Origin of the sequence: Bradyrhizobium sp. 147 (genome assembly GCF_023073935.1) — a bacterium.
Lineage (GTDB): Bacteria > Pseudomonadota > Alphaproteobacteria > Rhizobiales > Xanthobacteraceae > Bradyrhizobium.
The window spans coordinates 127,687-153,525 of sequence record NZ_JADPKL010000042.1 but is presented as its reverse complement, the minus strand read 5'-3'; the positions used below and the strand labels follow the sequence as shown (position 1 = coordinate 153,525).

Annotated in this window: 20 protein-coding genes; 16 read left to right on the top strand and 4 right to left on the bottom strand. The window is 65.2% G+C overall.

What is annotated here, in order from left to right; all coding sequences use genetic code 11:
• The first annotated feature begins 390 nt into the window (after positions 1–390).
• The 11 genes from oxlT (IVA87_RS10025) (at position 391) to IVA87_RS09975 (ending at position 13,149) form a co-directional block, all read left to right on the top strand.
• Positions 391–1,680: an oxalate/formate MFS antiporter gene (oxlT, locus tag IVA87_RS10025; RefSeq protein WP_247301223.1), complete on the top strand. Its 1,290-nt coding sequence runs from the start codon at positions 391–393 to the stop codon at positions 1,678–1,680.
• A gap of 264 nt (positions 1,681–1,944) precedes the next feature.
• Positions 1,945–3,267 (top strand): oxalate/formate MFS antiporter, encoded by a 1,323-nt coding sequence (gene oxlT / locus IVA87_RS10020; protein WP_247333464.1) that lies wholly within the window; start codon positions 1,945–1,947, stop codon positions 3,265–3,267.
• Positions 3,268–3,443: 176 nt separating this feature from the next.
• Positions 3,444–3,869, top strand: coding sequence for a CBS domain-containing protein (locus IVA87_RS10015; RefSeq protein ID WP_247301225.1), 426 nt, complete (start codon positions 3,444–3,446; stop codon positions 3,867–3,869).
• Positions 3,870–3,976: 107 nt separating this feature from the next.
• On the top strand, positions 3,977–4,996 hold the full coding sequence (locus IVA87_RS10010) for a 2-dehydropantoate 2-reductase (RefSeq protein ID WP_247301226.1): 1,020 nt from the start codon (positions 3,977–3,979) through the stop codon (positions 4,994–4,996).
• Between the two features lie 11 nt (positions 4,997–5,007).
• The gene (locus tag IVA87_RS10005; RefSeq protein ID WP_247301227.1) at positions 5,008–5,781 is read left to right on the top strand and encodes a fumarylacetoacetate hydrolase family protein; all 774 of its coding nucleotides are present in this window, start codon (positions 5,008–5,010) and stop codon (positions 5,779–5,781) included.
• 217 nt (positions 5,782–5,998) lie between these two features.
• Entirely contained in the window at positions 5,999–6,202 is a 204-nt protein-coding gene (locus IVA87_RS10000) for a hypothetical protein (RefSeq protein ID WP_104463929.1), read from the top strand.
• Positions 6,203–6,249: 47 nt separating this feature from the next.
• The gene (locus IVA87_RS09995; protein ID WP_247301228.1) at positions 6,250–6,900 is read left to right on the top strand and encodes a hypothetical protein; all 651 of its coding nucleotides are present in this window, start codon (positions 6,250–6,252) and stop codon (positions 6,898–6,900) included.
• Positions 6,901–7,071: 171 nt separating this feature from the next.
• Entirely contained in the window at positions 7,072–8,067 is a 996-nt protein-coding gene (locus IVA87_RS09990; protein ID WP_247301229.1) for a nitronate monooxygenase family protein, read from the top strand.
• A 25-nt stretch (positions 8,068–8,092) separates the two neighbouring features.
• Positions 8,093–9,064, top strand: a complete 972-nt coding sequence (locus IVA87_RS09985; RefSeq protein ID WP_247301230.1) for a zinc-binding dehydrogenase — start codon at positions 8,093–8,095, stop codon at positions 9,062–9,064.
• A gap of 159 nt (positions 9,065–9,223) precedes the next feature.
• Positions 9,224–10,597 carry a cation-efflux pump gene (locus tag IVA87_RS09980; RefSeq protein ID WP_247301231.1) on the top strand — a complete coding sequence of 458 codons (1,374 nt, stop codon included), beginning with the start codon at positions 9,224–9,226 and terminating at the stop codon, positions 10,595–10,597.
• A 221-nt stretch (positions 10,598–10,818) separates the two neighbouring features.
• Entirely contained in the window at positions 10,819–13,149 is a 2,331-nt protein-coding gene (locus IVA87_RS09975) for a PAS domain-containing sensor histidine kinase (RefSeq protein WP_247301232.1), read from the top strand.
• A 247-nt stretch (positions 13,150–13,396) separates the two neighbouring features.
• On the opposite strand, the gene IVA87_RS09970 is transcribed toward IVA87_RS09975, so the two are convergent.
• On the bottom strand, positions 13,397–14,290 hold the full coding sequence (locus IVA87_RS09970; protein WP_247301233.1) for a LysR family transcriptional regulator: 894 nt from the start codon (positions 14,288–14,290) through the stop codon (positions 13,397–13,399).
• A gap of 223 nt (positions 14,291–14,513) precedes the next feature.
• Between IVA87_RS09970 and IVA87_RS09965 the strand changes: the two genes are divergently transcribed.
• Genes IVA87_RS09965 through IVA87_RS09945 form a run of 5 tightly spaced genes read left to right on the top strand, consistent with a single transcriptional unit; the run spans position 14,514 to position 20,506 of the window.
• The gene (locus IVA87_RS09965; RefSeq protein ID WP_247301234.1) at positions 14,514–15,014 is read left to right on the top strand and encodes a formate dehydrogenase subunit gamma; all 501 of its coding nucleotides are present in this window, start codon (positions 14,514–14,516) and stop codon (positions 15,012–15,014) included.
• A complete protein-coding gene (locus tag IVA87_RS09960; RefSeq protein ID WP_247333463.1) occupies positions 15,011–16,567 on the top strand; it encodes an NADH-quinone oxidoreductase subunit NuoF in 1,557 nt (518 codons plus the stop codon). The genes IVA87_RS09965 and IVA87_RS09960 overlap by 4 nt, the downstream gene beginning before the upstream one ends.
• A gap of 10 nt (positions 16,568–16,577) precedes the next feature.
• A complete protein-coding gene (gene fdhF, locus IVA87_RS09955; protein ID WP_247333462.1) occupies positions 16,578–19,451 on the top strand; it encodes a formate dehydrogenase subunit alpha in 2,874 nt (957 codons plus the stop codon).
• Positions 19,452–19,455: 4 nt separating this feature from the next.
• The gene (gene fdhD, locus IVA87_RS09950; RefSeq protein WP_247301237.1) at positions 19,456–20,283 is read left to right on the top strand and encodes a formate dehydrogenase accessory sulfurtransferase FdhD; all 828 of its coding nucleotides are present in this window, start codon (positions 19,456–19,458) and stop codon (positions 20,281–20,283) included.
• Positions 20,273–20,506, top strand: coding sequence for a formate dehydrogenase subunit delta (locus IVA87_RS09945; protein ID WP_247301238.1), 234 nt, complete (start codon positions 20,273–20,275; stop codon positions 20,504–20,506). Before fdhD ends, IVA87_RS09945 begins: the two co-directional genes overlap by 11 nt.
• Here the strand turns inward: IVA87_RS09945 and IVA87_RS09940 are convergent.
• The 3 genes from IVA87_RS09940 to IVA87_RS09930 are packed head-to-tail and all read right to left on the bottom strand — an operon-like array spanning position 20,463 to position 25,571.
• On the bottom strand, positions 20,463–23,450 hold the full coding sequence (locus tag IVA87_RS09940) for a bifunctional [glutamine synthetase] adenylyltransferase/[glutamine synthetase]-adenylyl-L-tyrosine phosphorylase (RefSeq protein ID WP_247301239.1): 2,988 nt from the start codon (positions 23,448–23,450) through the stop codon (positions 20,463–20,465). The genes IVA87_RS09945 and IVA87_RS09940 overlap by 44 nt on opposite strands.
• Entirely contained in the window at positions 23,447–24,907 is a 1,461-nt protein-coding gene (locus IVA87_RS09935; protein ID WP_247333461.1) for an ATP-binding protein, read from the bottom strand. The genes IVA87_RS09940 and IVA87_RS09935 overlap by 4 nt, the downstream gene beginning before the upstream one ends.
• Positions 24,891–25,571 carry a response regulator transcription factor gene (locus tag IVA87_RS09930; RefSeq protein ID WP_247275851.1) on the bottom strand — a complete coding sequence of 227 codons (681 nt, stop codon included), beginning with the start codon at positions 25,569–25,571 and terminating at the stop codon, positions 24,891–24,893. Before IVA87_RS09930 ends, IVA87_RS09935 begins: the two co-directional genes overlap by 17 nt.
• Positions 25,572–25,839 lie beyond the last annotated feature (268 nt).

Below are 25,839 nucleotides of genomic sequence, written 5' to 3'. Positions count from 1 at the left end.
TCGCCGCGCGCCGGCCGTGCGAAGCTCCCCAAGACTTCTGGGATAAGGAATTCCACGATTTGCAGTCGCCGACCCACCGGACGGCGCTGTGTGCGAACAGCGCGCAAGTGGTCGTGTGCCGAGGGCACGGGCTTTTCACAGCGTGCTTGCGGCTGCGCCGCGTTACAGAAATCTCTTGTTGGATCAATCGCTTGAAGTGGCACAGTCGCTATGGCCGCCGGCACTCCGGCAGCAATTCAGGCTTTACAATCCCGCAGCCAAGGCGCATGTGAACAAGCCCGCGATATTTCGCCGCACCCTCAGTCCCTCGCTTGAATCTTGGCATAATGAATACCAGGATGCGAGCCAGCGCATGCATAAAAAATGATCGGCGCGTTCGGGAGGGTTTTAATGACGGACATGGTGCAGTCAGCAGCGGCCCCTAGTGTCACACGTGTAAGCGATGCTTTTCGCTGGGCGCAATTGGCCATCGGCGTAGGCGCGATGGTGATGATCGCCAACTATCAATACGGCTGGACGTTCTTCGTCCCCGACATCCAGAAGACGTTCGGCTGGGATCGCGCCTCGATTCAATGGGCGTTCACCCTCTTCGTTTTGTTCGAGACCTGGCTCGTGCCAGTCGAGGGATGGTTCGTCGACAAATACGGCCCGCGCATCGTCGTGCTGGTCGGCGGCGTGCTCTGTGCCATCGGCTGGGCGATCAACGCGCAGGCCACCACGCTGAACGGCTACTATCTCGGCATGATCATCGCGGGCATCGGCGCCGGCGGCGTTTACGGCACCTGCGTCGGCAACGCGCTGAAGTGGTTTCCGGACAAGCGTGGTCTTGCTGCGGGTATCACGGCCGCAGGCTTCGGTGCAGGCTCTGCGCTGACCGTCGCGCCGATCCAGGCCATGATCAAGGACAGCGGATTTCAGACCACCTTCCTCTATTTCGGCCTCGGGCAAGGCATCATCATCTGCATCCTCGCCTTCTTCCTGCTGGCGCCGAAAGCGGGCCAGGTGCCGAGTGTGGTGGCGAACGCCAATCTGCTCCAGACCCGCCGCAACTATCAACCGACCGAGGTGCTGCGTCAGCCGCTGTTCTGGCTGATGTACTTCATGTTCGTGATCGTCGGCGCTGGCGGGTTGATGGTGACGGCGAACCTGAAGCCGATCGCAGCCGACTGGAAGGTCGACAACGTGCCGGTCACGCTGATGGCGGTGACGATGACGGCGGTGACGTTCGCGGCGACGATCGACCGCGTGCTCAACGGCCTGACGCGTCCGTTCTTCGGCTGGATCTCCGACATGATTGGCCGCGAGAACACGATGTTCATCGCCTTCGGCATGGAAGGGTTCGGCATCTGGATGCTCTACCTCTGGGGCCATGATCCGATCTGGTTCGTGCTGCTCTCGGGCTTCGTGTTCTTCGCCTGGGGTGAGATCTACTCGCTATTCCCCTCGACCTGCACCGATACGTTCGGCGCCAAGTTCGCGACCACCAATGCCGGCCTGCTCTACACCGCGAAGGGCACCGCCGCGCTGCTGGTGCCGATCGCCAACTACATGCAGCAATCGTCGGGCACCTGGGACAGCGTGTTCATCATTGCGGCCGGCGCCAACATTCTGGCTTCATTGCTCGCAATCGCGGTGCTGAAACCCTGGCGCAAGGTCGTGGTCGCGAAATCGACCGTCTGACCCGCTCCGCTACAATTCACTCAGCGGGACGCCCGGCCTCACGGTCGGGCGTTTTCGTTTGGTGCGAAGGCCCCCGCGATGCCCCCCGAAATCACGATGGAACTTCGCGCATTCTTCAATGTGGCGCCAAGTTAGGGCTTGCAATCTGGAATATCGTATACCAATGTTCGGCCCGCGCCTGCGACGATAAGCCACAATATTTGCGACATCAGGTCATCTTGCGATCCTGCGTCGCAGCTAATCAGGCGCCTTGGGAGGTTCTTGATGATTTCCAGCCCGGATGGCGCCGTCACGGCCGCGCCACTTCGCACCGGTTTCCGCTGGCTCCAGCTCGTGATGGGCATCGTCTGCATGGCGATGATCGCCAATCTGCAATACGGCTGGACGTTGTTCGTCGATCCGATCGATGCGGCCCACCATTGGGGGCGCGCCGCGATCCAGCTCGCTTTCACCATCTTCGTCGTCACCGAGACCTGGCTGGTGCCAGTCGAAGCCTGGTTCGTCGACAAATACGGTCCACGGATCGTCGTCATGTTCGGCGGCGCGATGATCGCGCTCTCGTGGATCCTCAACTCTTACGCCGATAGCCTTACCCTGCTCTATGCCGCCGCGATCATCGGCGGCATGGGCGCGGGCGCGGTGTACGGCACCTGTGTCGGCAACGCACTGAAATGGTTTCCCGACCGCCGCGGGCTCGCAGCGGGCGCGACCGCCGCCGGCTTCGGCGCCGGCGCCGCGCTTACCGTCGTGCCGATCGCGAGCATGATCGTCTCCAGCGGTTATCAGCACGCCTTCCTCACCTTCGGCATCGGCCAGGGCCTGATCGTGTTCGTGCTCGCCTTCTTCATCCAGCCGCCGCGGATCTCGATCCCGCCGAAGAAGAAGCAGCTCAATTTGCCGCAGACCAAGATCGACTTCACCCCGCCGCAGGTGCTGCGGACCCCTGTTTTCTGGGTGATGTATCTCGTCTTCGTGATGGTCGCCTCCGGCGGCCTGATGACCGCGGCGCAGATCGCTCCGATCGCGCACGACTTCAAGATCGCCGACACGCCGGTCACGCTCGCCGGCTTCCAGATGGCGGCCTTGACCTTCGCGATTTCGCTCGACCGCATCTTCGACGGTTTCGGACGTCCCTTCTTCGGCTGGGTCTCCGATACGATTGGCCGCGAGCCCACCATGTTCATCGCCTTCGGCACCGCTGCTTTGATGCTTCTGGCGCTGTCGGCCTATGGCCATGTGCCCGTCGTCTTCGTGCTCGCCACCGCGGTCTATTTCGGCGTGTTCGGCGAGATCTACTCGCTATTCCCCGCGACCTGCGGCGACACCTTCGGCGCGAAATTCGCGACCACCAACAACGGCATGGTCTACACCGCGAAGGGCACGGCATCCCTGCTCGTCCCGCTGGCGAGCGTGATCTCGACTGCTTATGGCTGGAAGGCCGTGTTCGTGGTGGCAGTGGCGCTGAATGCGACGGCAGCGCTGATGGCGCTGTTCGTGATCAAGCCGCTGCGCCGCTCCTTTATCCTCGGCAAGGAAGCCGAGACCATTGAGGCCGCGACCGGCAATGCCAAGACCGAGACGGCATAAGCCACCACACGGCTTAGAGGATTGAACAGGGGCGCAGCGATGCGCCTCTTTCTTTTTGGCGCCCACAAACGTCAGCAATGCTGCCGCAAGATTTTTCGGATCAGCCAAATCCAGCGCTTGACGATTGGCATTATGTATACCACACTTCTCCCTGTCATTCACCCAGGGAGGTTGCAATGCTGGTCGGAGACATTCTGCGCAAGAAGACGCCGCGCGTTGTCACGGTGCGAATGAACGAAACCGTGGGTATCGCCGCCAAGCTGATGCGCGCCAACAACATCAGCGCGCTGGTTGTGAAGGACGTGGTCCGCTCCGAAGGCAACACTGCGGTCGGCATGTTCACTGAGCGCGATGTGGTGCGCGCCGTCGCCGATCACGGCGCCAATGCCATCAACGTCAAGGTCTCGCAGCTGGTCTCGGTGCAGCAGCTCGTGTCCTGCACCTCCTCGGACACGATCGAGCACGTCCGCCACTTGATGAACCGGAATCACATCCGCCATCTGCCCGTCATCGACGACTACAGCCTCGTCTCGGTCATCAGCAGGCGCGACATCGCCGCTGCCGTGGACGAGGCCACCAACTCTACGCCGCAAGCAGCCTAGAGCCCTCCACACTCCCCCTGCGACTGCCGGCCCCGGCTCGGACCCTTCCGAGCCGGACCGGATCTTTCGTGCCAAATTCCGGCTTTCAGCTCCTTCGCGAGGACTTCATGAAAATCTGCATCTACGGCGCCGGCGCGATCGGCGGTTATCTCGGGGTTCAGCTCGCGCGCGCGGGCGCCGACGTCAGCCTGGTCGCACGCGGCGCGCACCTTGCCGCGATGCGCGAGCGCGGCCTGACGCTGCTCGCGGGCGAGGAGCAGCACACCGTGCATCCGCGCTGCACCGACGATCCCGCCGAGCTCGGCGTGCAGGACTACATCATCATCACGCTGAAGGCGCATTCGATCACCGGTGTGATCGAGAAGATGCAGCCGCTGCTCGGGCCTCACACCCGCATCGTCACCGCCGTCAACGGCATTCCCTACTGGTATTTCTACAAGCACGGCGGCCCATACGAGAACTCGACGCTGGAGAGCATCGACCCCGGCGGCCGGCAGTGGCGCGAGATCGGCGCCGAGCGCGCCATCGGCTGCATCGTCTATCCCGCCACCGAGATCGAGGCGCCCGGCGTGATCCGCCACATCTACGGCAACAATTTCCCGCTCGGCGAGCCCTCCGGCGAGATCACGCCGGACGTGCAGCGCCTCTCCGATCTCTTTGTCGCGGCCGGGCTGAAGGCGCCGGTGCTCGACCGCATCCGCGACGAGATCTGGCTCAAACTGTGGGGCAATGTCTGCTTCAATCCGATCAGCGCCCTGACCCATGCAACGCTCGACGTGATCTGCACCGATCCGGCGACGCGTGCATTGTCGCGCGCGATCATGGTCGAGACGCAAGCCATCGCCGAGACGTTCGGCGTCACGTTCCGCGTCGACGTCGAGCGCCGCATCGAGGGCGCCCGCAAGGTCGGCGCGCACAAGACCTCGATGCTCCAGGATCTGGAGCGCGGCCGCCCGATGGAGATCGATCCGCTCGTCACCGTGGTGCAGGAGATGGGCCGCCTCACCGGCATTGCCACGCCCGTGCTCGATTCGGTGCTGGCGATGGTGACGCAGCGCGCACGCATCGCCGGCCTCTATGACGGCGTTTCGGCACCATCAGATCCGCGCGCACTGGCGGTGGCGTGATGGCGGGCGAGATGAAACGCTGGCTGCGCTTCCGCCATGGCGGCACGACCGGCTTCGGCACGCTGACGCCATCAGGCATCAGCGTGCATGAGGGCGACATGTTCGGCCGCAATGCCAGCAGCGGCAAGATGCTGGCGCTGTCGGATGTGGAGCTGCTCGCGCCCTGCGCGCCCAGCAAGATCGTCGCGCTCTGGAATAATTTCCATGCGCTCGCGGCCAAGCTTAACCAGCCCGAGCCGCCGGAGCCGCTGTATCTCCTGAAAGCCACCACCAGCATCACGACGCCTGGCGCCGTGATCCGCCGCCCGTCTTACTACGACGGCAAGACCACCTATGAGGGCGAGCTCGGCATCGTGATCGGCAGGACCTGCGCACGCGTCTCCCCTGGCGAAGCGGACAGCTTTATCTTCGGCTACACCTGCGTCAACGACATCACCGCCAACGACATCCTGACCAGCGACCCCACTTTCCCGCAATGGGCTCGCGCCAAGGGCATCGACGATTACGGCCCGTTCGGGCCCGTCATCGCCACCGGCCTCGATCCGGCCAAGCTCACGGTCCGCACTATCCTCAACGGCGCGGAGCGGCAGAACTATCCGATCTCGGACATGATCTTCAGCGCGCAGCAGCTGGTGAGCAGGATCTCCCACGACATGACCCTGCTCCCCGGCGACCTCATTGCCGTCGGCACTTCGGTCGGTGTCGGCGTGATGAAGGAGCCGCTGAACACTGTGACCGTCGCGATCGACGGCATCGGCGAGCTAACGAATGAGTTTCGGCTGTAGCCGCCAGCGCGCCGCCGCAGCCCGAATGCGCGCAGCGACAGCCCAATCCCCGGCCGTCACACACTCCGAAGTATCCCTAAACATCACATCTGCGTACGCCCGACATATGCCGTCAACATGTCCCGCGCGTGCCGCAACTTGGACGCATTCGGCCGCCCTTCTGTGATGCGTGTCTGGGGGCACGGCGCCGCCGTGTTTGGACCAAACTTCTAGGGGTATGACTGTGAAGAAGATTGTATTTGCTCTCGGTGCCACGCTTGCTCTGGTCACGGTTGCGAACGCTGCGGATCTGCCGCGCCGCCAGCCCGTGCCGGCCTATCCGGCTGAGCAGGCTCCGATCGGCAAGATGCCGATCGGCAAGAGCCCGGTTGGAAAGGCCCCGATCGGCAAGGCGCCCGGCCCGGTCGCAGCGCGGTACTGACACGCAACACGAATCTGCGTAAGCGGGCGAGAGTCGAGGGGCACAGCGTGACCTACAAATCTGGTCGATCGGGATCCTGCATCCTCGCGGGCTTCGCGCTCGCGGCCATGATCGCATGCACGATGCCCTCGGCCTCGGCCCATGAAGCGAACAAGCGCGTTGCCGATGCGAACGCGCTTGCGACGACCGACACCACATCGCGACCGGCGCCGCAAGCGACGCGGCGTCCCGTCGCGCGTGCGGAGAAAGGTCCGTACTACGTCGACTTCCGGGCGAGAACCGCCGCGAGCTGGGGCCACGCCTTCGTCTGGTACGGCAAGACCAGCGAACGCGCGGTCGAGGTCGCGGGCCTCACACCCGCCGGCGACACGCTTGCTTACGTGCTTGGCCACATCACCTTTGTGCCCTCCGAGACCGGCGCCAGCTACGGCGATCTCGATCCGGAATATCTGACCGCGAGCTATCGCGTGTACCTGAACGAGGCTGACGCCAAGCGCGTGTTCGCCTACATCAAGAAATTGCAGGCGAACTCGCCGGTGTGGAACGCGGAGACCACTAACTGCACCGGCTTCATCGGCGACATCGCCGAGTTCATGGGATTGCAAGTCCCCAACCGCTGGCAGCGCCCGGAGAACTTCGTCAACCGCCTCAAAGAAATGAACGGCGGCCGCCAGATGGTGCGGCTGTCGGCGGAGTAGCTCTTCGCTCCGTCCGGCAGCGGCAATTATCCGCCCCACGGAATCCCTTCGCGTCCCGCATGATGGCCCCGCCTGCACCGCACGGCGCGACGAATAGACATTTCCCGGTCCGGGCGGCATCCTCCCCTGCATCAACCGAGACCAGAGCGCCACACCGGCGGGGGAAACATTATGCTGCAGACACGGTTCACTAAGCTCGTCGGCGTCGAGCACCCGATCGTCCAGGGCGGCATGCAATGGGTCGGGCGCGCCGAGCTCGTTGCCGCGGTCGCCAACGCCGGCGCACTCGGCTTCATCACGGCGCTGACCCAACCAACGCCGGAAGACTTGACCAAGGAGATCGCGCGCTGCCGCGACCTCACCGACAAGCCCTTTGGCGTCAACCTCACCATCCTGCCCGCGATCAAGCCGCCGCCTTATGCCGAATACCGCGCCGCCATCATCGACAGCGGCATCAAGGTGGTCGAGACCGCCGGCAACAAGCCGCAGGAGCATGTCGACGAATTCAAGAAGCACGGCATCAAGGTCGTGCACAAATGCACCAGCGTCCGTCACGCGCTCTCGGCCGAACGCATGGGCGTCGATGCCCTCTCGATCGACGGCTTCGAATGCGCCGGCCACCCGGGCGAGGACGACACCCCCGGCCTGATCCTGATCCCGGCCGCCGCGAACAAGATCAAGATTCCGATGATCGCCTCCGGCGGCTTTGCCGATGCGCGCGGCCTCGTTGCCGCGCTGGCGCTAGGCGCCGACGGCATCAACATGGGCACCCGCTTCATGGCCACCAAGGAGAGCCCGATCCACCAGCTCATCAAGGAGAAGATCGTCGCCAATGACGAGCGCGAGACCGAGCTGATCTTCCGCACCATGCGCAACACCTCGCGCGTGGCCAAGAACGCGATCTCGACCAAGGTCGTCGCCATGGAAAAGGAAGGTGCCAAGTTTGAGGACATCCGCGAACTCGTCGCCGGTGCCCGCGGCAAGATGGTCTACGCGACGGGTAACTCCGACGAGGGCATCTGGTCGGCCGGCCAGGTGCAGGGCCTGATCCATGACATCCCGAGCTGCGCCGAGCTGGTCTCCCGCATCGTGCGGGAGGCGGAAGCCATCATCCGCAGCCGGCTGGGGGGCATGATCGTTCAGCCGCAACACGAAGCGGCGGAATAATCACTGTAAGAAGCGAGTGTAAGACATGAAGGCTTATGTCTACGGTCCTGACGGCGCTACGATTTCCGATGTCGCTCAACCGAAGCCTAAGGGCACGCAGGTGCTGGTCCGCGTCCGCGCCTGTGCCCTGAACCGCGCCGATACCGGCATGCGCAAGGGTCATGCCCACGGCGCAGCCGGCGGCGTCGGCACCGTGCTCGGCATGGAATGGGCTGGCGAAGTCGCCGAGCTCGGGCCGGACGCGAAGGGCGTCAAGATCGGCGACCGCATCATGGGGTCGGGCAGTGCCGCATTTGCCGAATATACGCTGGCCGATCACGGCCGGCTGTTCCACGCGCCCTCGAACATGAATTTCGAGGAGGCGGCCACCCTTCCCGTGGCGCTCGCGACCATGCACAATGCCGTCGTCACCGTCGGCGGCGTGCAAGCGGGCCAGAGCGTGCTGATTCAGGGCGCGAGCTCCGGCGTCGGGCTGATGGCGATGCAGATCGCCAGGCTCAAGGGCGCCAAGCTCGTAATCGGCTCGTCGACCGACGCCACTCGCCGCGGCCGGCTGAAGGAATACGGCGCCGATCTGGCCGTCGATAGCTCCGATCCGAAATGGGTCGACGAGGTCCTGAAAGCGACCGGCGGCGAAGGCGTCGATCTCATCGTCGACCAGGTCTCGGGCAAGGTCGCGAACCATAACCTTGCCGCGACGAAGGTGAAGGGCCGCATCGTCAATGTCGGCCGGCTCGGCGGCACCCATGCCGACTTCAACTTCGACCTGCACGCCGCACGCCGCATCGACTATGTCGGCGTCACCTTCCGCACCCGCACCATCGAGGAGGTCCGCGAGATCTTCGAGCAGGTGCGCAAGGACATCTGGGGCGCCGTCGAGTCGCGAAAGCTGCAACTGCCGATCGACAAGGTGTTCACATTCGATGACATCGATCAGGCGTTCGCGCACATGGAGGCGAACAAGCATCTCGGGAAGATTGTCGTGACGGTGCCTTAAGCGCCATTCCGGAGCGCTTGAAGAGCCGAACCTGAAATCTCGAGAGTCGGGTCTGGTCGCCATCCCAGGAATGACATCGCCGTCGCTCCTGCAAGTCACTTGCGACTACGGCTGTGGATCGTCGCTTGATGTTCACCTACGTCCTGCTAAATCCCCGCCATGATCTCCCAGCACAACAAGACCTCGGTCGCCGCGATCTCGATCTTCGCCAGCGGCGGCATGGCGGCGGCCAAATTCGTGGTCGGAATTGCGATCGGCTCGCTGGCGCTGATCTCCGAGGCCCTGCATTCCTCGATCGACCTGGTCGCGACCATCATCACCTGGGCGGTGGTGCGGGTGTCCGACAAGCCGGCCGACGAGGAGCACCATTATGGCCATGGCAAGCTGGAGAGCGTCTCGGCGCTGGGCGTCACCGCCCTGCTCTACGTGCTCGCCGGCGGCATCCTGGTCGAGGCCTATAGCCGGCTGCGGGAGGGAACCGCGCCGCCGACCATTTCGGCCGTGCCCTTTGTCGTGCTGGTGATCGACATCGCCGTCAATCTTTGGCGCGCCCGCGCGCTGCACCGCGCTGCGCGGGAGACCAGGAGCCAGGCGCTCGCCGCGGACGCACTGCATTTCGCCTCCGACGTGATGGGCTCATCTGCGGTGATCGTGGGCCTGATCCTCGCCGGACTCGGGTTCTGGTGGGGTGACGCCGCCGCGGCCGCCGCCGTCGCCGTGATGATCGCGGCTCTCGGCCTGCGCATGGCGGGCTCGACCGTGCAGACGCTGGTCGACCGCGCGCCGGAGGGCGCCCATGAGCAGGCCACGGCCGCGATCCGCAGCGTGCCCGGGGTGATCGACGTCGAGCGGCTGCGCGTGCGCATGGTCGGTGCAACCTATTTCATCGATACCATCGCAAAAGTGCCGCGGACCTATCCGATCGACCGCGTCGAGGACATCAAGCGCAATGCGCAAGCCGCCGTCAGCAGAGCGTTCGGCGACGCCGACCTCACCTTCACGGCCGTCCCCGTCGCGCGCAACAACGAGACCGTGCGCGACCGCATCATGGTGATCGCGCGCAATTCCGGCCTCGCCATCCACCATGTCACGGTGCACGACCTCGGCGCCAAGCTGATCGTCGGCATCGACCTCGAGGTCGATGGCGAAATGCAGCTCGAGGCCGCCCACGATGTCGCCAACACGCTGGAGCGCAGCATCCAGGAGGAATTCGGCGAGGACGTCGAAGTCGACGTCCATATCGAGCCGCTGGAACCGGAACTGCCGTTCGGTGTCGACGCCCCCGCGGAGCGCGTGCAGGCCATTGCCGCCGCGTTGACCGAATTTGCCGGCGAGGGCGAGATCCACGACATCCATAATGTGCGCGTCCGCAACACCGAGGCCGGCGAGATCGTCAACTTTCACTGCCGCGCCACGCCATCGATGAGCGTGATCAAGGTGCACGAGCATGTCGATGCAATCGAGCGTGCATTGCGGCGCGCGTTCCCGAGCGTGAAGCGCGTGATCAGCCACGCCGAGCCCCCGCGTGCATGACAGCGCGCGAAGAGTCACACGTTCTCGTTTCGGACCTGTCGCGCACGTCACTTTACGGACAAGCGATGCGCAAACTGCGCGTTGGATAAGAATAATTTCGCGTTAAGGATTCGTTGACTCTCGACAGCCCGCGAAAACTGGATTCAAATCGGTGTGATTCGAAAGCGACGTGGGGCCGCTTTCGACACTCGTCGTAAGCAGGTTTTCAGGGGGCCGAAGGCATGGCGCGTGCAGACGCCGCGAACGCATGCGTTCAATCCGATTCGATCAAGGGATTGGCGCAATCGATCGCGAAACCTGCCTATCACCGGCTGCTGATCGCGGAGCCGGCGCTGCGCCGCGCCGTGCCAACGCTCATCATCGCCTTCCTGATCACGATCTGCCTCGGCGCGTTCGTGCAGGTCGTCGACCAGACGCGCCAGAAGCGGCTGGTGATCCGGCACGACATCTCGGCGCTCGCCGATTTGCTCGCCGAACGCATCGACCGCCTCACCTCCGTGCGACAGGAGCGGCTCAAGAACATCGAGAGCCTGCCGAAGCTGCTGCCCGATCTCATTCCGTCATGGGGCACGGCCTTGGGCCGCCACATCATTGTCGCCTCGGCTGACGTCGACCGCCGCATCCTCGCCCGCGTCCCGGTCGATAGCGACCCTTCCGGCAACGACCGCCTGCTCGACGCGATCACGACGGCGCAACTGCTCGCGGCGCCCCCGCGCGACGGCAACGTCGCCGACATGACGCTGCCGAACGGCAACGCCGCGATGGCGACCTCGCGCCAGATCAAGTCGCTGCCCGGCTTCGTCACGGTGATCCAGGAGCGCAACGAGCCGATCTGGGGCTCGGATGCCGCGCTCTCGGTGACGCTGTCGGCGACCACCGGCTTCGTCGTCCTGATCCTGGGCTTTGCCTTCCACTGGCAGTCGACCCGCGCCCGCGAAGGCGACCTCATCAACGACGCCGTGCGCGGCCGCATCGACACCGCGCTCAATCGCGGCCGCTGCGGACTGTGGGACTGGGATCTGTCGCGCGGCCGGATCTTCTGGTCGCAGTCAATGTTCTCGATGCTCGGCCTCGACGGCCGCAACGAGCTCCTCACCTTCGGCGAGGTCAACGCGCTGGTGAAGTCCGACGATATCGATCTGTTCGAGATCGCCGATCAGCTCATCTCCGAGAAGATCGACCACATCGACCAGACCTTCCGCATGCAGCATGTCGACGGCCACTGGATCTGGCTCCGCGTCCGCTGCGAGAAGACGCGCGGGGCGACCGATTCCAGCGTGCACTTGATCGGGATCGCGGTCGACATCACCGAGCAGAAGAGCCTCGCCGAGAGAACGGTGGAAGCCGACCTTCGCCTGCGCGACGCGATCGAGACCATTCCGGAAGCCTTCGTGCTGTGGGACGCGAGCGACCGCCTCGTGCTCTGCAACTCGCACTTCCAGCGGCTGCACAAGCTGCCCGACACCGCCGTGATCCCCGGCACCTCCTACGAGACCGTGCTCGAAGTCGGCCGCATGCCGGAGGTGCGCACCCGCCATAACGAGACCGCGAGCCAGGGCCCGGGCGCACGCACCTTCGAGGCACAACTCGACGACGGCAGCTGGCTGCACATCAGCGAGCGGCGCACCAAAGACGGCGGCTACGTCTCGGTCGGCACCGACATCACCCGCATCAAGGAGCACGAGCAGAAGCTGGTCGACAACGATTTGCGCCTGCGCGCCACCGTCATCGACCTCAAGCGCTCGCAGGCCGCGCTCGAACGCCAGGCGGTCGAGCTCGCCGACCTGGCCGAAAAGTACCAGCGCGAGAAGACTCGCGCCGAGGAAGCCAACCAGACCAAGTCGAAATTCCTCGCCAATATGAGCCACGAGCTGCGCACGCCGCTCAATGCGATCATCGGCTTCTCCGAGATCATGGGCTCGGGCATGTTCGGCGAGCTCGGTTCGGAGAAGTACCAGGAATACTGCCAGGACATCCTGACCAGCGGCCACTATCTGCTCGAGGTCATCAACGACATCCTCGACATGTCAAAGATCGAGGCCGGCCGCATGAAGCTCGACATGCAAGAGCTGGACCTGTCGCGGACGCTGGCGGAATCCCTGCGCGTCGTCACCGGCCGGGCGCAGGACAAGCACCTGACGCTCGATGCTGACATCGCCAAATCCATCTCCGTCGTCGCCGACCGCCGCGCCACCAAGCAGATCATCGTCAACCTGCTGTCCAACGCGGTGAAGTTCACGCCCGACGGCGGACGCGTCGTGGTGCGCAGCCGGCAGCTCGACGACCGGATCGTGCTGATGATCGCCGACACCGGCATCGGGATCGCGCCGCATTCGCTGGCGCGGCTCGGCCGCCCGTTCGAGCAGGTCGAGAGCCAGCTCACCAAGACCTATCACGGCTCCGGACTGGGCCTGGCGATCGCCCGCTCGCTGGCGCAGCTCCACGGCGGTTCGATGCGGCTGCGTTCCAAAATCGATGTCGGCACGGTGGTGCGCGTGACGCTGCCGCGCGATGCGATCAAGGCGGCGGCGGCGATATCGGCAGCGGCTTGAGGCGATCAACAGGCCACAATGAATTGAACCGCTGTCGGCCCCAGAGCTTGTTCACCTCTCCCGTAGGGAGAGGTCGGATCGCATCGCAAAGATGCGATCCGGGTGAGGGGTTACACTCCCACCAATCGCGGCGGCCCCTCACCCGGATTGCGCTGGACGATGCGACGCATCGCCCAGCGCAATCCGACCTCTCCCCGCTGGGGAGAGGTGGCACCTAGGCTGCCGGCACACCTGATCTCGTAATGCGCTATGATTGTAGCGAGGGCGCGACCTCGCGCGCGACATTGACCAGCGCCGCGATCAGCGGCGTCATCGGATCGCGCTGCGGGATCACGAGGCCAATGCTGTAATTGACTTCGGGGTCGGCGATCGGGATCGAACGCACCGTGTCGGACAGGCCGAGCGTCTCGGCGAGCTTGGCCGGCATCACGCTCGCCCAGCGCCCAGTCTTGACGTGCGTGAACAGCACCAGCAGCGAGTTCGAGGTCAGCGTCGGTGTTGCCTCGGCACCGACCGAGCGCAGCGCGCGATCGATGATGCGGCGGTTCTGCATGTCGGGCGTGAGCAGGCACAGCGGCACCTGCCCGACCTCGGTCCAGGTCACCGTCTCGCGGTCACCGAACATCGCATCGGGGGCCGTCAGGAGCCGGTAGCTCTCGTTGTAGAGCGGAATGGTTCGCACCTTGCCGATCGGCTCGTTCTCGATATAGGTCAGCCCCGCATCCACCTCGAGATTTTCCAGCAGCCCCAGCACCTCGGACGAGGTGGTGGACTGGATGCGGAAGCGCACCTCGGGATGCCTGGCGCGGAACGGCGTCGTCAGCGCGGCGACCATGCCGAGCACGGTCGGGATCGCCGCGATGCGGATCTCGCCGGAGAGCTGATGCTTCAGTCCGTTGATCTCGTCGCGCATGGCGCGGGCATCGCCCACGATCCGCCGCGCCCAATCCAGCGCCCGCTCGCCTTCCGGCGTAAAGCCCTGGAAGCGCGACCCGCGCTGGACCAGCATCACGCCGAGGATCTCCTCGAGCTGCTTGAGCCCGGTCGACATCGTCGGCTGCGTCACGCCGCAGACCTCCGCCGCGCGTCCGAAATGCCGCTCCTTCGCCAGCGCCAGCAATAGTTCAAGCTTGTCGATCAACCGGTCGTCCCCTCGAATTCTGTCGTGGCATGCAAGCTAGCACGCTCGCCCCCTTGCAACACGCAAAAACCGCCGAGCGGAACGCCCATAATTGCATTTTCGGATCGACCGATCGCCCATGCCAATCGATCCGAATTCGCAATCGCAGCACGGGACAGCTTTATTGATCTTCGAGTGACTCCAAATAGTTTGCGATCAGAAACGCTTAAGTTGAGAACGAAGAATGACAGCGGTTTACGAGCCTTGCTACGAGCCTTGCTATGAGCCTTGGGGCGAAACGCGCGGCGCCGAGATCATCGCCGAACACGCTCGGCAGGAAGGCGCGACGCTCGTCATCCTGCATGCTCTTCAAGAGGCGTTCGGTTACGTGCCGGAGGCCGCCATTCCGATCGTGGCTCAGGCGCTGGATCTGTCGCGCGCCGAAGTGCACGGCGTATTCACGTTCTATCATGATTTCCGGCACAGGCCGGCCGGCCGCCATGTGCTGAAGCTCTGCCGCGCCGAGGCCTGCCAGGCTGCGGGCGGCGATGCGCTCGCTGCACGCGCCGAGGCGAAGCTCGGCGTGCCGCTCGGCAGCACCACCGCCGACAATCGTGTCACGCTGGAGCCGATCTACTGCCTCGGCCTGTGCGCGACTGCGCCGTCCGCGATGCTCGACGGCCGCCTGATCGGACGGCTCGATCAGAAGCGCCTCGATGCGCTGGTTGCGGAGGCGCAGCGATGAGCATGCGTCTATACGTCTCGCGCGATGCCGGCGCGGTGGCCGTCGGCGCCGACGAGGTCGCGCTGGCGCTTGAGCAAGCCGCCGCCAGGCGGGGCGTTGCAATCGACATCGTCAGGACCGGCTCGCGCGGCCTATACTGGCTGGAGCCGCTGGTCGAGGTGGCGACACCGCAGGGCCGCATCGCGTTCGGCCCCGTCGCCGAAACCGACGTGCCCTCCCTGCTCGATGCGCTCGCCAGCAACACGCCGCATCTACTGCGGCTGGGGGCGGTCGACGAGATCCCCTGGCTGAAGCGCCAGACCCGCCTCACCTTCGCCCGCTGCGGCGTGATCGATCCGCGCTCGCTCGACGACTACCGCGCCCATGGCGGCTACAGGGGCCTGGAGCGCGCGCTCTCGCTCGGCACGGATGCGATCCTGAGCGAGGTCCCCGCGTCCGGCCTGCGCGGCCGTGGCGGCGCGGGCTTTCCGACCGGCATCAAATGGAAGACGGTCGCGCAGGCCAAGGCCGACCGCAAATTCATCGTCTGCAACGCCGACGAGGGCGACAGCGGCACCTTCGCCGACCGCATGATCATGGAAGGTGATCCCTTCCTGGTGATCGAAGGCATGACGATTGCTGGCCTCACCGTCGGCGCGGCCAAAGGTTACATCTACATCCGCAGCGAATATCCGCACGCGGTCGAGGCGATGAACGCTGCCATTACGGCGGCGAAGCGCAGCGGCTATCTCGGCAGCAACATCGGCGGCTCGAAACAAGCCTTCGATCTCGAGGTGCGCGTCGGCGCCGGCGCCTATGTCTGCGGCGAGGAGACCTCACTGCTGGAGAGCCTCGAAGGCCGCCGCGGCCTCGTGCGCGCCAAGCCGCCCCTGCCGGCGCATCACGGCCTGTTCGGCAAGCCGACCGTCATCAACAACGTGCTGTCGTTCGCGGCGATCCCCTTCATCCTCGCTGAGGGTGCCAAGGCCTATGCGGATTTCGGCATGGGTCGTTCGCGCGGCACGATGCCGATCCAGCTCGCCGGCAACATCCGCCATGGCGGGCTGTTCGAGACCGCGTTCGGCGTGACGCTCGGCGAGCTCGTCGACGACGTCGGCGGCGGCACGTTCACCGGCCGGCCCGTTCGCGCGGTCCAGGTCGGCGGCCCACTCGGCGCCTATTTCCCCCGCGCCCTGTTCGACACGCCGTTCGACTATGAGGCCTTCGCCGCGCGCGACGGCCTGATCGGCCATGGCGGCATCGTCGTGTTCGATGACAGCGTCGACATGCGCAGGCAGGCGCGCTTCGCCATGGAGTTCTGCGCGGTCGAATCCTGCGGCAAGTGCACGCCGTGCCGGATCGGCTCGACCCGGGGCGTCGAGACCATCGAGAAGATCATGCGGGGCGAGCGCGTCAGCGAGAACATCATGCTCGTCGAAGACCTCTGCAACACCATGAAATTCGGCTCGCTCTGCGCGCTCGGCGGCTTCACGCCCTATCCCGTGCTCAGCGCATTGAAGCACTTCCGGGAGGATTTCCTTCCGGCGCCGACCACGCTTCAGGCCGCGGAATAGGAGAACGACCATGTCTCTGATCGAAGAAATCGACTTCGGCACGCCGCCCTCGAAATCGGAAACGGTGGTGACGCTGACCATCGACGGCAAGCAGATTTCGGTGCCCGAGGGCACCTCGATCATGCGCGCGGCGATGGAGGCCGGCCATCAGATTCCAAAGCTCTGCGCCACCGACATGGTCGACGCGTTCGGCTCCTGCCGGCTCTGCCTGGTCGAGATCGAGGGCCGCGCCGGCACGCCGGCCTCCTGCACCACGCCCGCGACGAACGGCCTCGTCGTGCGCACCCAGACCGAGCGGCTGAAGCAGCTTCGCAAGGGCGTGATGGAGCTCTACATCTCCGACCATCCGCTCGATTGCCTCACCTGCGGCGCCAACGGCGATTGCGAATTGCAGGACATGGCCGGCGCCGTGGGCTTGCGCGACGTGCGCTACGGCTATGAGGGCGAGAACCATGTCTTCGCGAAGACGGATGGCTGCAGCAACGACAAATGGATGCCGAAGGACGAGTCCAACCCGTACTTCACCTACGATCCTTCCAAGTGCATCGTCTGCTCGCGCTGCGTCCGCGCCTGCGAGGAGGTGCAAGGAACCTTCGCGCTGACCATCTCGGGCCGCGGCTTCGACAGCCGTGTCTCCCCCGGGATGAACGAGAGCTTCCTCGGCTCCGAATGCGTCTCCTGCGGCGCCTGCGTGCAGGCCTGCCCGACCGCGACGCTGACGGAAAAATCCGTGATCGAGATCGGTCAGCCCGAGCACTCCGTCGTCACCACCTGCGCCTATTGCGGCGTCGGCTGCGCCTTCAAGGCCGAGATGCGCGGCGAGGAAGTCGTGCGCATGGTGCCGTACAAGAACGGCAAGGCCAATCGCGGCCATTCCTGTGTCAAAGGCCGCTTCGCCTGGGGCTACACCAACCACAAGGAGCGCATCCTCAAGCCGATGATCCGCGAACGGATCGAGGATCCCTGGCGCGAGGTGTCGTGGAACGAGGCGTTCTCGTTTGCCGCCGCCAGGATGCGGGGCATTCAGAAGAAATATGGCCGCGACGCCATCGGCGGCATCACCTCGTCCCGCTGCACCAATGAAGAAACCTATCTGGTGCAGAAGCTGATCCGCGCCGGCTTCGGCAACAACAATGTCGACACCTGCGCCCGCGTCTGCCACTCCCCGACCGGCTACGGCCTCGCCACCACCTTCGGCACCTCCGCCGGCACGCAGGATTTCGACTCGGTGGAGGACACCGATGTCGTGCTCATCATCGGCGCCAATCCTGCCTCGGCGCACCCGGTATTCGCCTCGCGACTGAAAAGGCGGCTGCGCCAGGGTGCAAAGCTGATCGTGATCGATCCGCGCCGCACCGAGATGGTGGAATCGCCGCATGTGAAGGCGCTCCACCTGCCCCTGATGCCCGGCACCAACGTCGCTGTGATGACGGCGCTGGCGCATGTCATCGTCACCGAAGGGCTCGTCAACGAAGCTTTCGTGCGCGAGCGCCGCGACTGGAGCGAGTTCGAGGAATGGGCCGCCTTCGTCGCCCAGCCCAAGAACAGCCCGGAAGCCACCGCCATGCTCACCGGTGTCGACCCCAAGGCGCTGCGGGAAGCGGCCCGCATCTACGCGACCGGCGGCAACGGCGCGATCTATTACGGCCTCGGCGTCACCGAGCACAGCCAGGGCTCGACCACCGTGATCGCGATCGCCAACCTCGCGATGGCGACCGGCAATATCGGCCGTCCCGGCGTCGGCGTGAACCCGCTGCGCGGCCAGAACAACGTACAAGGCTCCTGCGACATGGGCTCGTTCCCGCACGAGCTGCCCGGCTACCGCCATATCTCGGGCGATGCCGTGCGCGACCAGTTCGAGGCGCTGTGGAATGTCAAGCTCAACCCGGAGCCAGGCCTGCGCATTCCCAACATGTTCGATGCCGCGGTCGAAGGCACCTTCATGGGCATTTACGTGCAGGGCGAGGACATCCTCCAGTCCGATCCCAATACCTCGCACGTGGTGGCGGCGCTGTCGGCGATGGAATGCGTCATCGTCCACGATCTCTTCCTCAACGAGACTGCAAACTACGCCCACGTCTTCCTGCCCGGATCGAGCTTCCTCGAGAAGGACGGCACCTTCACCAATGCCGAGCGCCGCATCCAGCGCGTGCGCAAGGTGATGACGCCGAAGAACGGTCTTGCCGACTGGGAGGTCACTATCGGCCTCGCCAAGGCCATGGGCTTCGAGATGAACTACAGCCATCCCTCCGAGATCATGGACGAGATCGCGGCGTTGACGCCGACCTTTGCCGGCGTCTCCTACGCCAAGTTAGATGAGCTCGGCTCGGTGCAGTGGCCCTGCAACGAGAAGGCGCCGGAGGGCACGCCGGTGATGCATATCGACGGCTTCGTCCGCGGCAAGGGCAAATTCGTCGTCACCGAGTATGTCGCGACCGACGAGCGCACCGGCCCGCGCTATCCCCTGCTGCTCACGACAGGGCGCATCCTCAGCCAGTATAATGTCGGCGCTCAGACCAGGCGCACCGACAACGTGATCTGGCACGCCGAGGATCGGCTCGAGATTCATCCGCACGATGCCGAGCAGCGCGGCGTTCGTGACGGCGATTGGGTGCGGCTGAAAAGCCGCGCCGGCGAGACCACTCTGCGCGCCGAGATCACCGATCGCGTCGCGCCCGGCGTCGTCTACACCACCTTCCATCATCCGGACACGCAGGCCAACGTGATCACGACCGACTATTCGGATTGGGCTACCAACTGTCCCGAATACAAGGTCACGGCGGTGCAGGTCTCGCCGTCGAACGGACCATCCGACTGGCAGAAGGCCTATGACGCGCAGGCACGGCAGTCCCGCCGCATCGTGCCCGCCGAAGCCGCGGAGTAATGGCATGCACGTAGCGGTCCAGGCTATCGATCGTGAAATCTGGCGCAACGGGACGGCCTCTGAGGGCGCGCGGCTGATCCCGGAGGAGACGGCGCTGGCGCTGACCTATAATGGCGGCACCTACGCCGTGATGATGGGGACGCCGCAGAACCTCGAGGACTTCGCCGTCGGCTTCAGCGTGAGCGAAGGCATCGTCGGATCGGCCGACGAGATCCGATCGCTCGAAATCGTCCGCCTCGACGACGGCATCGAGCTGCGCATGTGGCTGGCGCCGAAGCTTGCCGCGCGCATCAACGAGCGTCGTCGCCACATCGCAGGTCCGACCGGCTGCGGCATCTGCGGCATCGAGTCCATTGCCGAGGCGGTGCGCCCGGCGGCCGTGGTGCCGCAGGGGCAGAGCTTCACGCCGGAAGAAATCATGATGGCGATGCAGGCCATCGCGCCCCTGCAATCGATCAACCTGCAAACCCGCGCCGTTCACGCTGCCGCGTTCTGGTCCCCTGCCGGCAACATCGTCGCGCTGCGCGAGGACGTCGGCCGCCACAATGCGCTCGACAAGCTCGCCGGCGCCCTGGCACGCAGCCGCACCAATGCGCGCGGCGGCATGGTGCTGCTCACGAGCCGCGTCTCGGTGGAGATGGTGCAGAAGACAGCCGCGATCGGCGCCCCCGTGATGGTTGCCGTGTCGGCGCCGACCGCGCTCGCGGTGCGCACGGCGGAAGCCGCCGGCATCACGCTGATTGCCATTGCCCGCCAGGACGGCTTCGAAGTGTTCTCGCATGGTGACCGGGTCGTCGCCCGCCATGCCAGGGAGGTTGCTGATGTCGCCTGACCGTCTGATCTACATGGCCAACCAGATCGGCACATTCTTCCAGAGTCAGGGCCACGACAGGGCCGTGCCGGGCATCGCCGAGCACATCAAGAAGTTCTGGGATCCCCGGATGAAACGCGCGATCTTCGCCCATCTCGATGCGGGGGGCGCGGGCCTTGCGCCTGATGTCCGCGAGGCCCTCACCTCGCTGAAGCAGACGACGACCCTTCCAGCAGCACCCTGAACACGCGCCGCACCTCGCTCTGCGTCTCCTTTACACGCGCCTGCAGCGACGAGAAATCCGGCGCGTCGCCGGCGCGCGCCATCACACGCAGGAGGTCGGTCCCGGCGGTCTCCGGCTTGAAGCGGTCGCTGACGCAGAGCCGCAAGATCTGCGTCAGGTCGTGATAGAGCCGGGCCGCGGCGCGCAATATCTCGGTTTCAGATTGCGCGAGCACGCCGAGCCTACATGCGTTCTCCAGCACCTGCATGGTGCTGACGTCGAGGATCTCCGGCTTGTCGTGGGCGTGCACGAGCTGAAGATATTGCGCGATGAAGTCGATGTCGACCATGCCGCCGGCGGCATGTTTGAGATCCCAGCAATCGGCCTCGCCCTTCTCCTGGGCGATGGCGCGCCGCATGTCGGCAACGTCGTTGGCGGTGATGGCGGGATCGCGGCGGCGGGTCAGGACGTCGCGGATGACGCGCTCGATTCGTTCCCGGAATTCGGGCGAGGCCGACACCACGCGCGCGCGCGTCAGCGCCATGTGCTCCCAGGTCCAGGCCTCGTTCGCCTGGTAGTCCGCGAACGAAACCAGGCTCGAGGCCACGGGACCGGCGCGTCCCGACGGACGCAGCCGCATGTCGATCTCATAGAGCACGCCGTAATTGGTGCGCGTCGTGAAGGCGCTGATCAGACGCTGGGTGAAGCGGGCGAAGTAGTGGGCACCTTGCAGCGATTTCGCACCATCGGAGTCCGGATTGTCGCTGTCGAAATCGTAGAGCAGGATCAGGTCGAGATCGGACGACGCCGTCATCTCGCGGCTGCCGAGCCGGCCCATCGCGATGATCGCGGTCTGCTGATCCCTAATGCGGCCATGCTGGGCGGCAAAGCGCTCGGCAACGAGGCCATGCACGGTGTGGACGATGCCCTCGGCGACGTCCGCAAAAGCGGTACTCGCCTGCTGCGCCGACACCGTGCCGGACAGGATACGCGTACCGATCAGGAACAGGCTCTCCTGTCCGAACAGGCGCAGGCGATCGAGGAACTCTTCGTAGGAGCCCGCGTCCTGCACGGTCGCAGCTAACCGTCCCGACAATTCCTGCCTGTCCGGCATGGCGCCGAAGAAGCGCGGATCGATCAGGCCGTCCATGAGCTGCGGCTGGCGCGCCAGCATCTCGCCGAGCCGGGGCGCCGCGCCTAGCACCAGCGCCACCAGTGCGACCAGATCGCGGTTCTGACCGAGCAGCGTGATCAGCCGGCCGCCGCGCTGAAGCGCGCCGAGGAAATGATCGAACGCCACGACCGCACGGTTCGGCTCCTCGGCATGGGCGAGACCATCGATCAAGGCCGGCACGAATTCGACGAACGCGTTGCGCGTCGCCTCATTGCGGAACACGCGATAGTCGCCGGTGATCCAGTCGCGCACGGTCTGCGCGACGGCGGCCGGCTTCTTGAAGCCGAGCGCCGCAATGTGCTGGAGCAGGCGCGGATCGTCGGGACCGGCACTGTAGTCGAGCGCCGGCAGTTTGGCCGTCCCGGTCGGATCATCGCCCTCGAACAGTTTTTCGTAGTGCCCCTGGACGATCTGGAGCTGGTGCAACAGGTCGCGCGCAAAGGCCTCCCGGTCCGGGTAGCCGAAGAACCAGGCGAAGCGCTCGACCGCCTCCTTGTCCTCGGGCAGTGTATGGGTCTGCTCGTCGGCGATCATCTGGAGGCGATGCTCGACCCGGCGCAGGAATTCGTAGGCCGTGGTCAGTTCGTCGCGCGCCGTGAACGTGATCCAGTTGCTGGAGGCGAGCACGTCGAGCGCTTTGAGCGTCGGCCGGACCCGCAATTCCGGATGGCGGCCACCCGCAATCAACTGCTGCGTCTGCGCGAAGAACTCGATCTCGCGGATGCCGCCGCGCCCGACCTTGACGTTATGGCCCTCGACCGCGACCTCGCTCTGGCCGCGATAGGTCTGCATCTGTCGCTTCATATCGTGCACGTCGGCAAGCGCGGCGAAGTCGAGATGCTTGCGCCAGACGAAGGGCGCGATCTCTGCCAAAAGCGCTTCACCCGCGCGGGGATCGCCGGCGCAGGCGCGCGCCTTGATCATCGCGGCGCGCTCCCAGGTGCGCCCTTCCCGCTCGTAATAGTTCAGCGCGGCATCGCGGGAGATCGCCACCTGGGTCGAGGACGGATCGGGCCGCAGCCGCAGATCGACGCGGAAGACATAGCCGTCATAGGTGCGCTGCTGGAGGATGCGCGCCATGCCTTGCGTCACGCGCACGAAGAACGGCTGCGGTTCGATATCGGGCGCGAGCGTGGTGGCATCGGGATCGAAGAACACGATGAGATCGATGTCGCTGGAATAGTTCAGCTCCCCCGCGCCCATCTTGCCCATCGCGAGCACGATCAGCCCGCAGCCTTCTTCGGGCGCCTCGGGATCGGGCGGTGAGAGCTTGCCGCGTGCAGCTTCCTGCCGCAGCAAGTACTGCAGCGCCGCCTGCACCGAGAACACCGCGATATCTGTCAGCGCCGCCGTCACCCGCATCACCGGCCAGACGCCGCCGATATCGCACAGCGCGATCAGCAGCGCCGCCTCCGCCTTCATCCGGCGAAGCAGGCGCATCACCTCGGCTTCATCCGGCGCCGCGAGTACGGCGGCCCTCGCCTCCGCCATCAGCGCCCCCAGATGCACCTCCGGATCGCATTCGAGCAACCGCATCAGGCGCAAGGGATCGGCGCGCATCAGATCGAACAGATAGGACGAGAATTCCGCGATGCCGGTCAGAATATCCCGCGCGAAGGGACGAACCAGCAGGGATTGGAGACGAGTCGATTGCACCGGCTCGAGCTCGGCCAGCCAATTTTCGAAGCGTCTTTGGTCGGTTGTGGAAGCGGCAACATAGGGAGCCTCCGCGAAGCGTGCCGCGAGGCTCTCACCATGTTTGTCCGCGTTTCCCGGCGCGGAGTGGTTCATGCCACCTTCTGTGGCACATCCGGCATTGGCGGAGCAACCCTGTCGCCGGCGCCCGCGCGCGCCGGCAGCACCAGCGTGGCGACGAGACCGGGATGGGCATCGCCTAGGCGCAACTCACCGCCATGCAATGTCGCAACGGCCGAGGCGAGGCTGAGGCCGAGGCCGGAGCCCGGCAGCGTGCGGCTGGCCTCCAGCCGCACAAATCGCTCGACGACGTGCTTGCGATCCGCTTCGGGGATCCCCGGACCACGGTCGGTGACGCTGAGCAGCACCTGGTCGCCATCGCGCCTCGCCTCGATCGTGATTTGCCTCACGTCCATGCTGACCACGGTTCCCGCGGTCTGCGCCGCCGGCTTGCCGTATTTGATTGCGTTCTCGACGAGATTGGCGAGCGCCTGGCTGATCAGTTCGCGATTGGCGTGAACCGGCGCCGGCTCGCATTTGACCTTCAGGGTCATGCCGTCATCCTCGGCCAGCGGCTCGTAGAGTTCGTGCATGCCATTCGCGACCTCGGCAGCGTCGAAATCGTCCATGTTGCCGCGCGCCTGCCCGGATTCGGCACGCGCGATCATCAGAAGCGCGTTGAAGGTGCGGATCAGCCCGTCGGATTCCTCGATGGTGCGCTCCAGCGCTGCACGGTAGTCCGCCTCGCAGCCCGATTTCGCCAGCGCCTCTTCGGCGCGGTTGCGCAAGCGCGTCAGCGGCGTCTTGAGATCGTGGGCGATGTTGTCGGAGACTTCCTTCAGCCCCGCCATCAGCGCCTCGATCCGCTCCAGCATGGCGTTGAGGTTTTCGGCGAGACGGTCGAGCTCGTCGCCGCTGCGCCCCACGGGCAGGCGCTCGCTGAGATCACCGGTCATGATCCGCTGCGCGGTGCCGGTCATGGCATCGATGCGCCTCAGCACGCGGCGCGCGACGAAGACGCCGCCGCCGAGGCCGAGCACCACGACGATCAGGATCGACCATTGCGCCGCCTTCGCGACGATGCCGAACAGCCGCCGCCGCTCGTCGAGATCGCGGCCGATCAGAAGCCGGAAGCCGTTCTCCAGCTCGGTGACGCGCACCAGCGCGCGATGATCGCGTTCGTCAGCATCCTCGATCCGCCGATAGGCTGTCTCGGACCAGCCGCGCGTCGCCATCACGCCGGGCGCGAGCGAGCCGACGTTGCCGGCGATCGCCTGCCCAGTCGGCGTAGTCACCAGATAGAGGTTGGCGCCCGGCCGCAGCGCCCGGTACTCGATCGCGAGCACGAGGCCCCGCAGGCCGCGGCGGCCGTAGATCTCGTTGATCTCCGAGGTCTCGGAATTCACCGTCTGCGTGATCTCCTCGGTGATCAGCCGCCGCGTATTCCAGGCGAAATAGGCGAGCAGCGAAGCCGCGAACATCGCGAACAGCAGCAGATAGACCAGCGTCAGCCGGAATGCCGTGGTGCGGACGAGTTTACCGAATGCCGTCACGGATCATGTATCCGGCGCCGCGGATCGTATGCAGTAGCGGGCGCTCGAAGCCCTTGTCGATCTTGGAGCGCAGCCGCGAAATGTGCACGTCGATCACGTTGGTCTGCGGATCGAAATGATAATCCCAGACGTTCTCGAGCAGCATGGTGCGCGTCACCACCTGGCCGGCGTGCTTCATGAGGTATTCGAGCAGGCGGAATTCGCGCGGCTGGAGCGTCAGCTCGTCCTTGCCGCGGGCGACGCGGTGGGACAGCCGGTCGAGCTCGAGATCGCCGACGCGGTAGAGCGTGTCCTCGGCGGGCCCGCCGCGGCGGCGCGAAAGCACCTCAACGCGGGCGAGCAGTTCGGCGAACGAATAAGGCTTTGGCAGATAATCGTCGCCGCCGGCGCGCAGCCCCTTGATGCGGTCGTCGACCTGTCCGAGCGCGGAGAGAATCAGCACCGGCGTGGTGTTGCCCTTGTCGCGCAGCGCGCCGATCAGCGACAGGCCGTCGCGCTTGGGCAGCATGCGGTCGACCACCAGCACGTCGTAATCGCCGTTCTCGGCCATGGCAAGGCCTTCCTCGCCGTCGGCGGCATGATCGGCAATGTGTCCGACTTCCCGAAACGCCTTCACGAGATAGTCGGCGGATTCGCGGTCGTCTTCGATGATGAGGAGGCGCATCGTGCGTTCGGCGGCAGTCAAGGGAGTGAACCTTCTCTAAACATGGCGCGAGCGGCAATCGCATGCAAGCCGAGCGGAACGATCTCGGATCGGGGAAAAGGCGGGCGGTGAAGCTGGGGGGACTTCACCGCCCTAGGCCTTCCGACGGAGGGGGGCGTAATTCCACCGGAAGGTAGACAGGGGAAGCAAACGTTGCGCTGCTCCCCCGAAGGGCGCCGTCGGCGGGGGCGACTGATGCCGGCGACACCCTTCATCTCGTAAGCCTCCT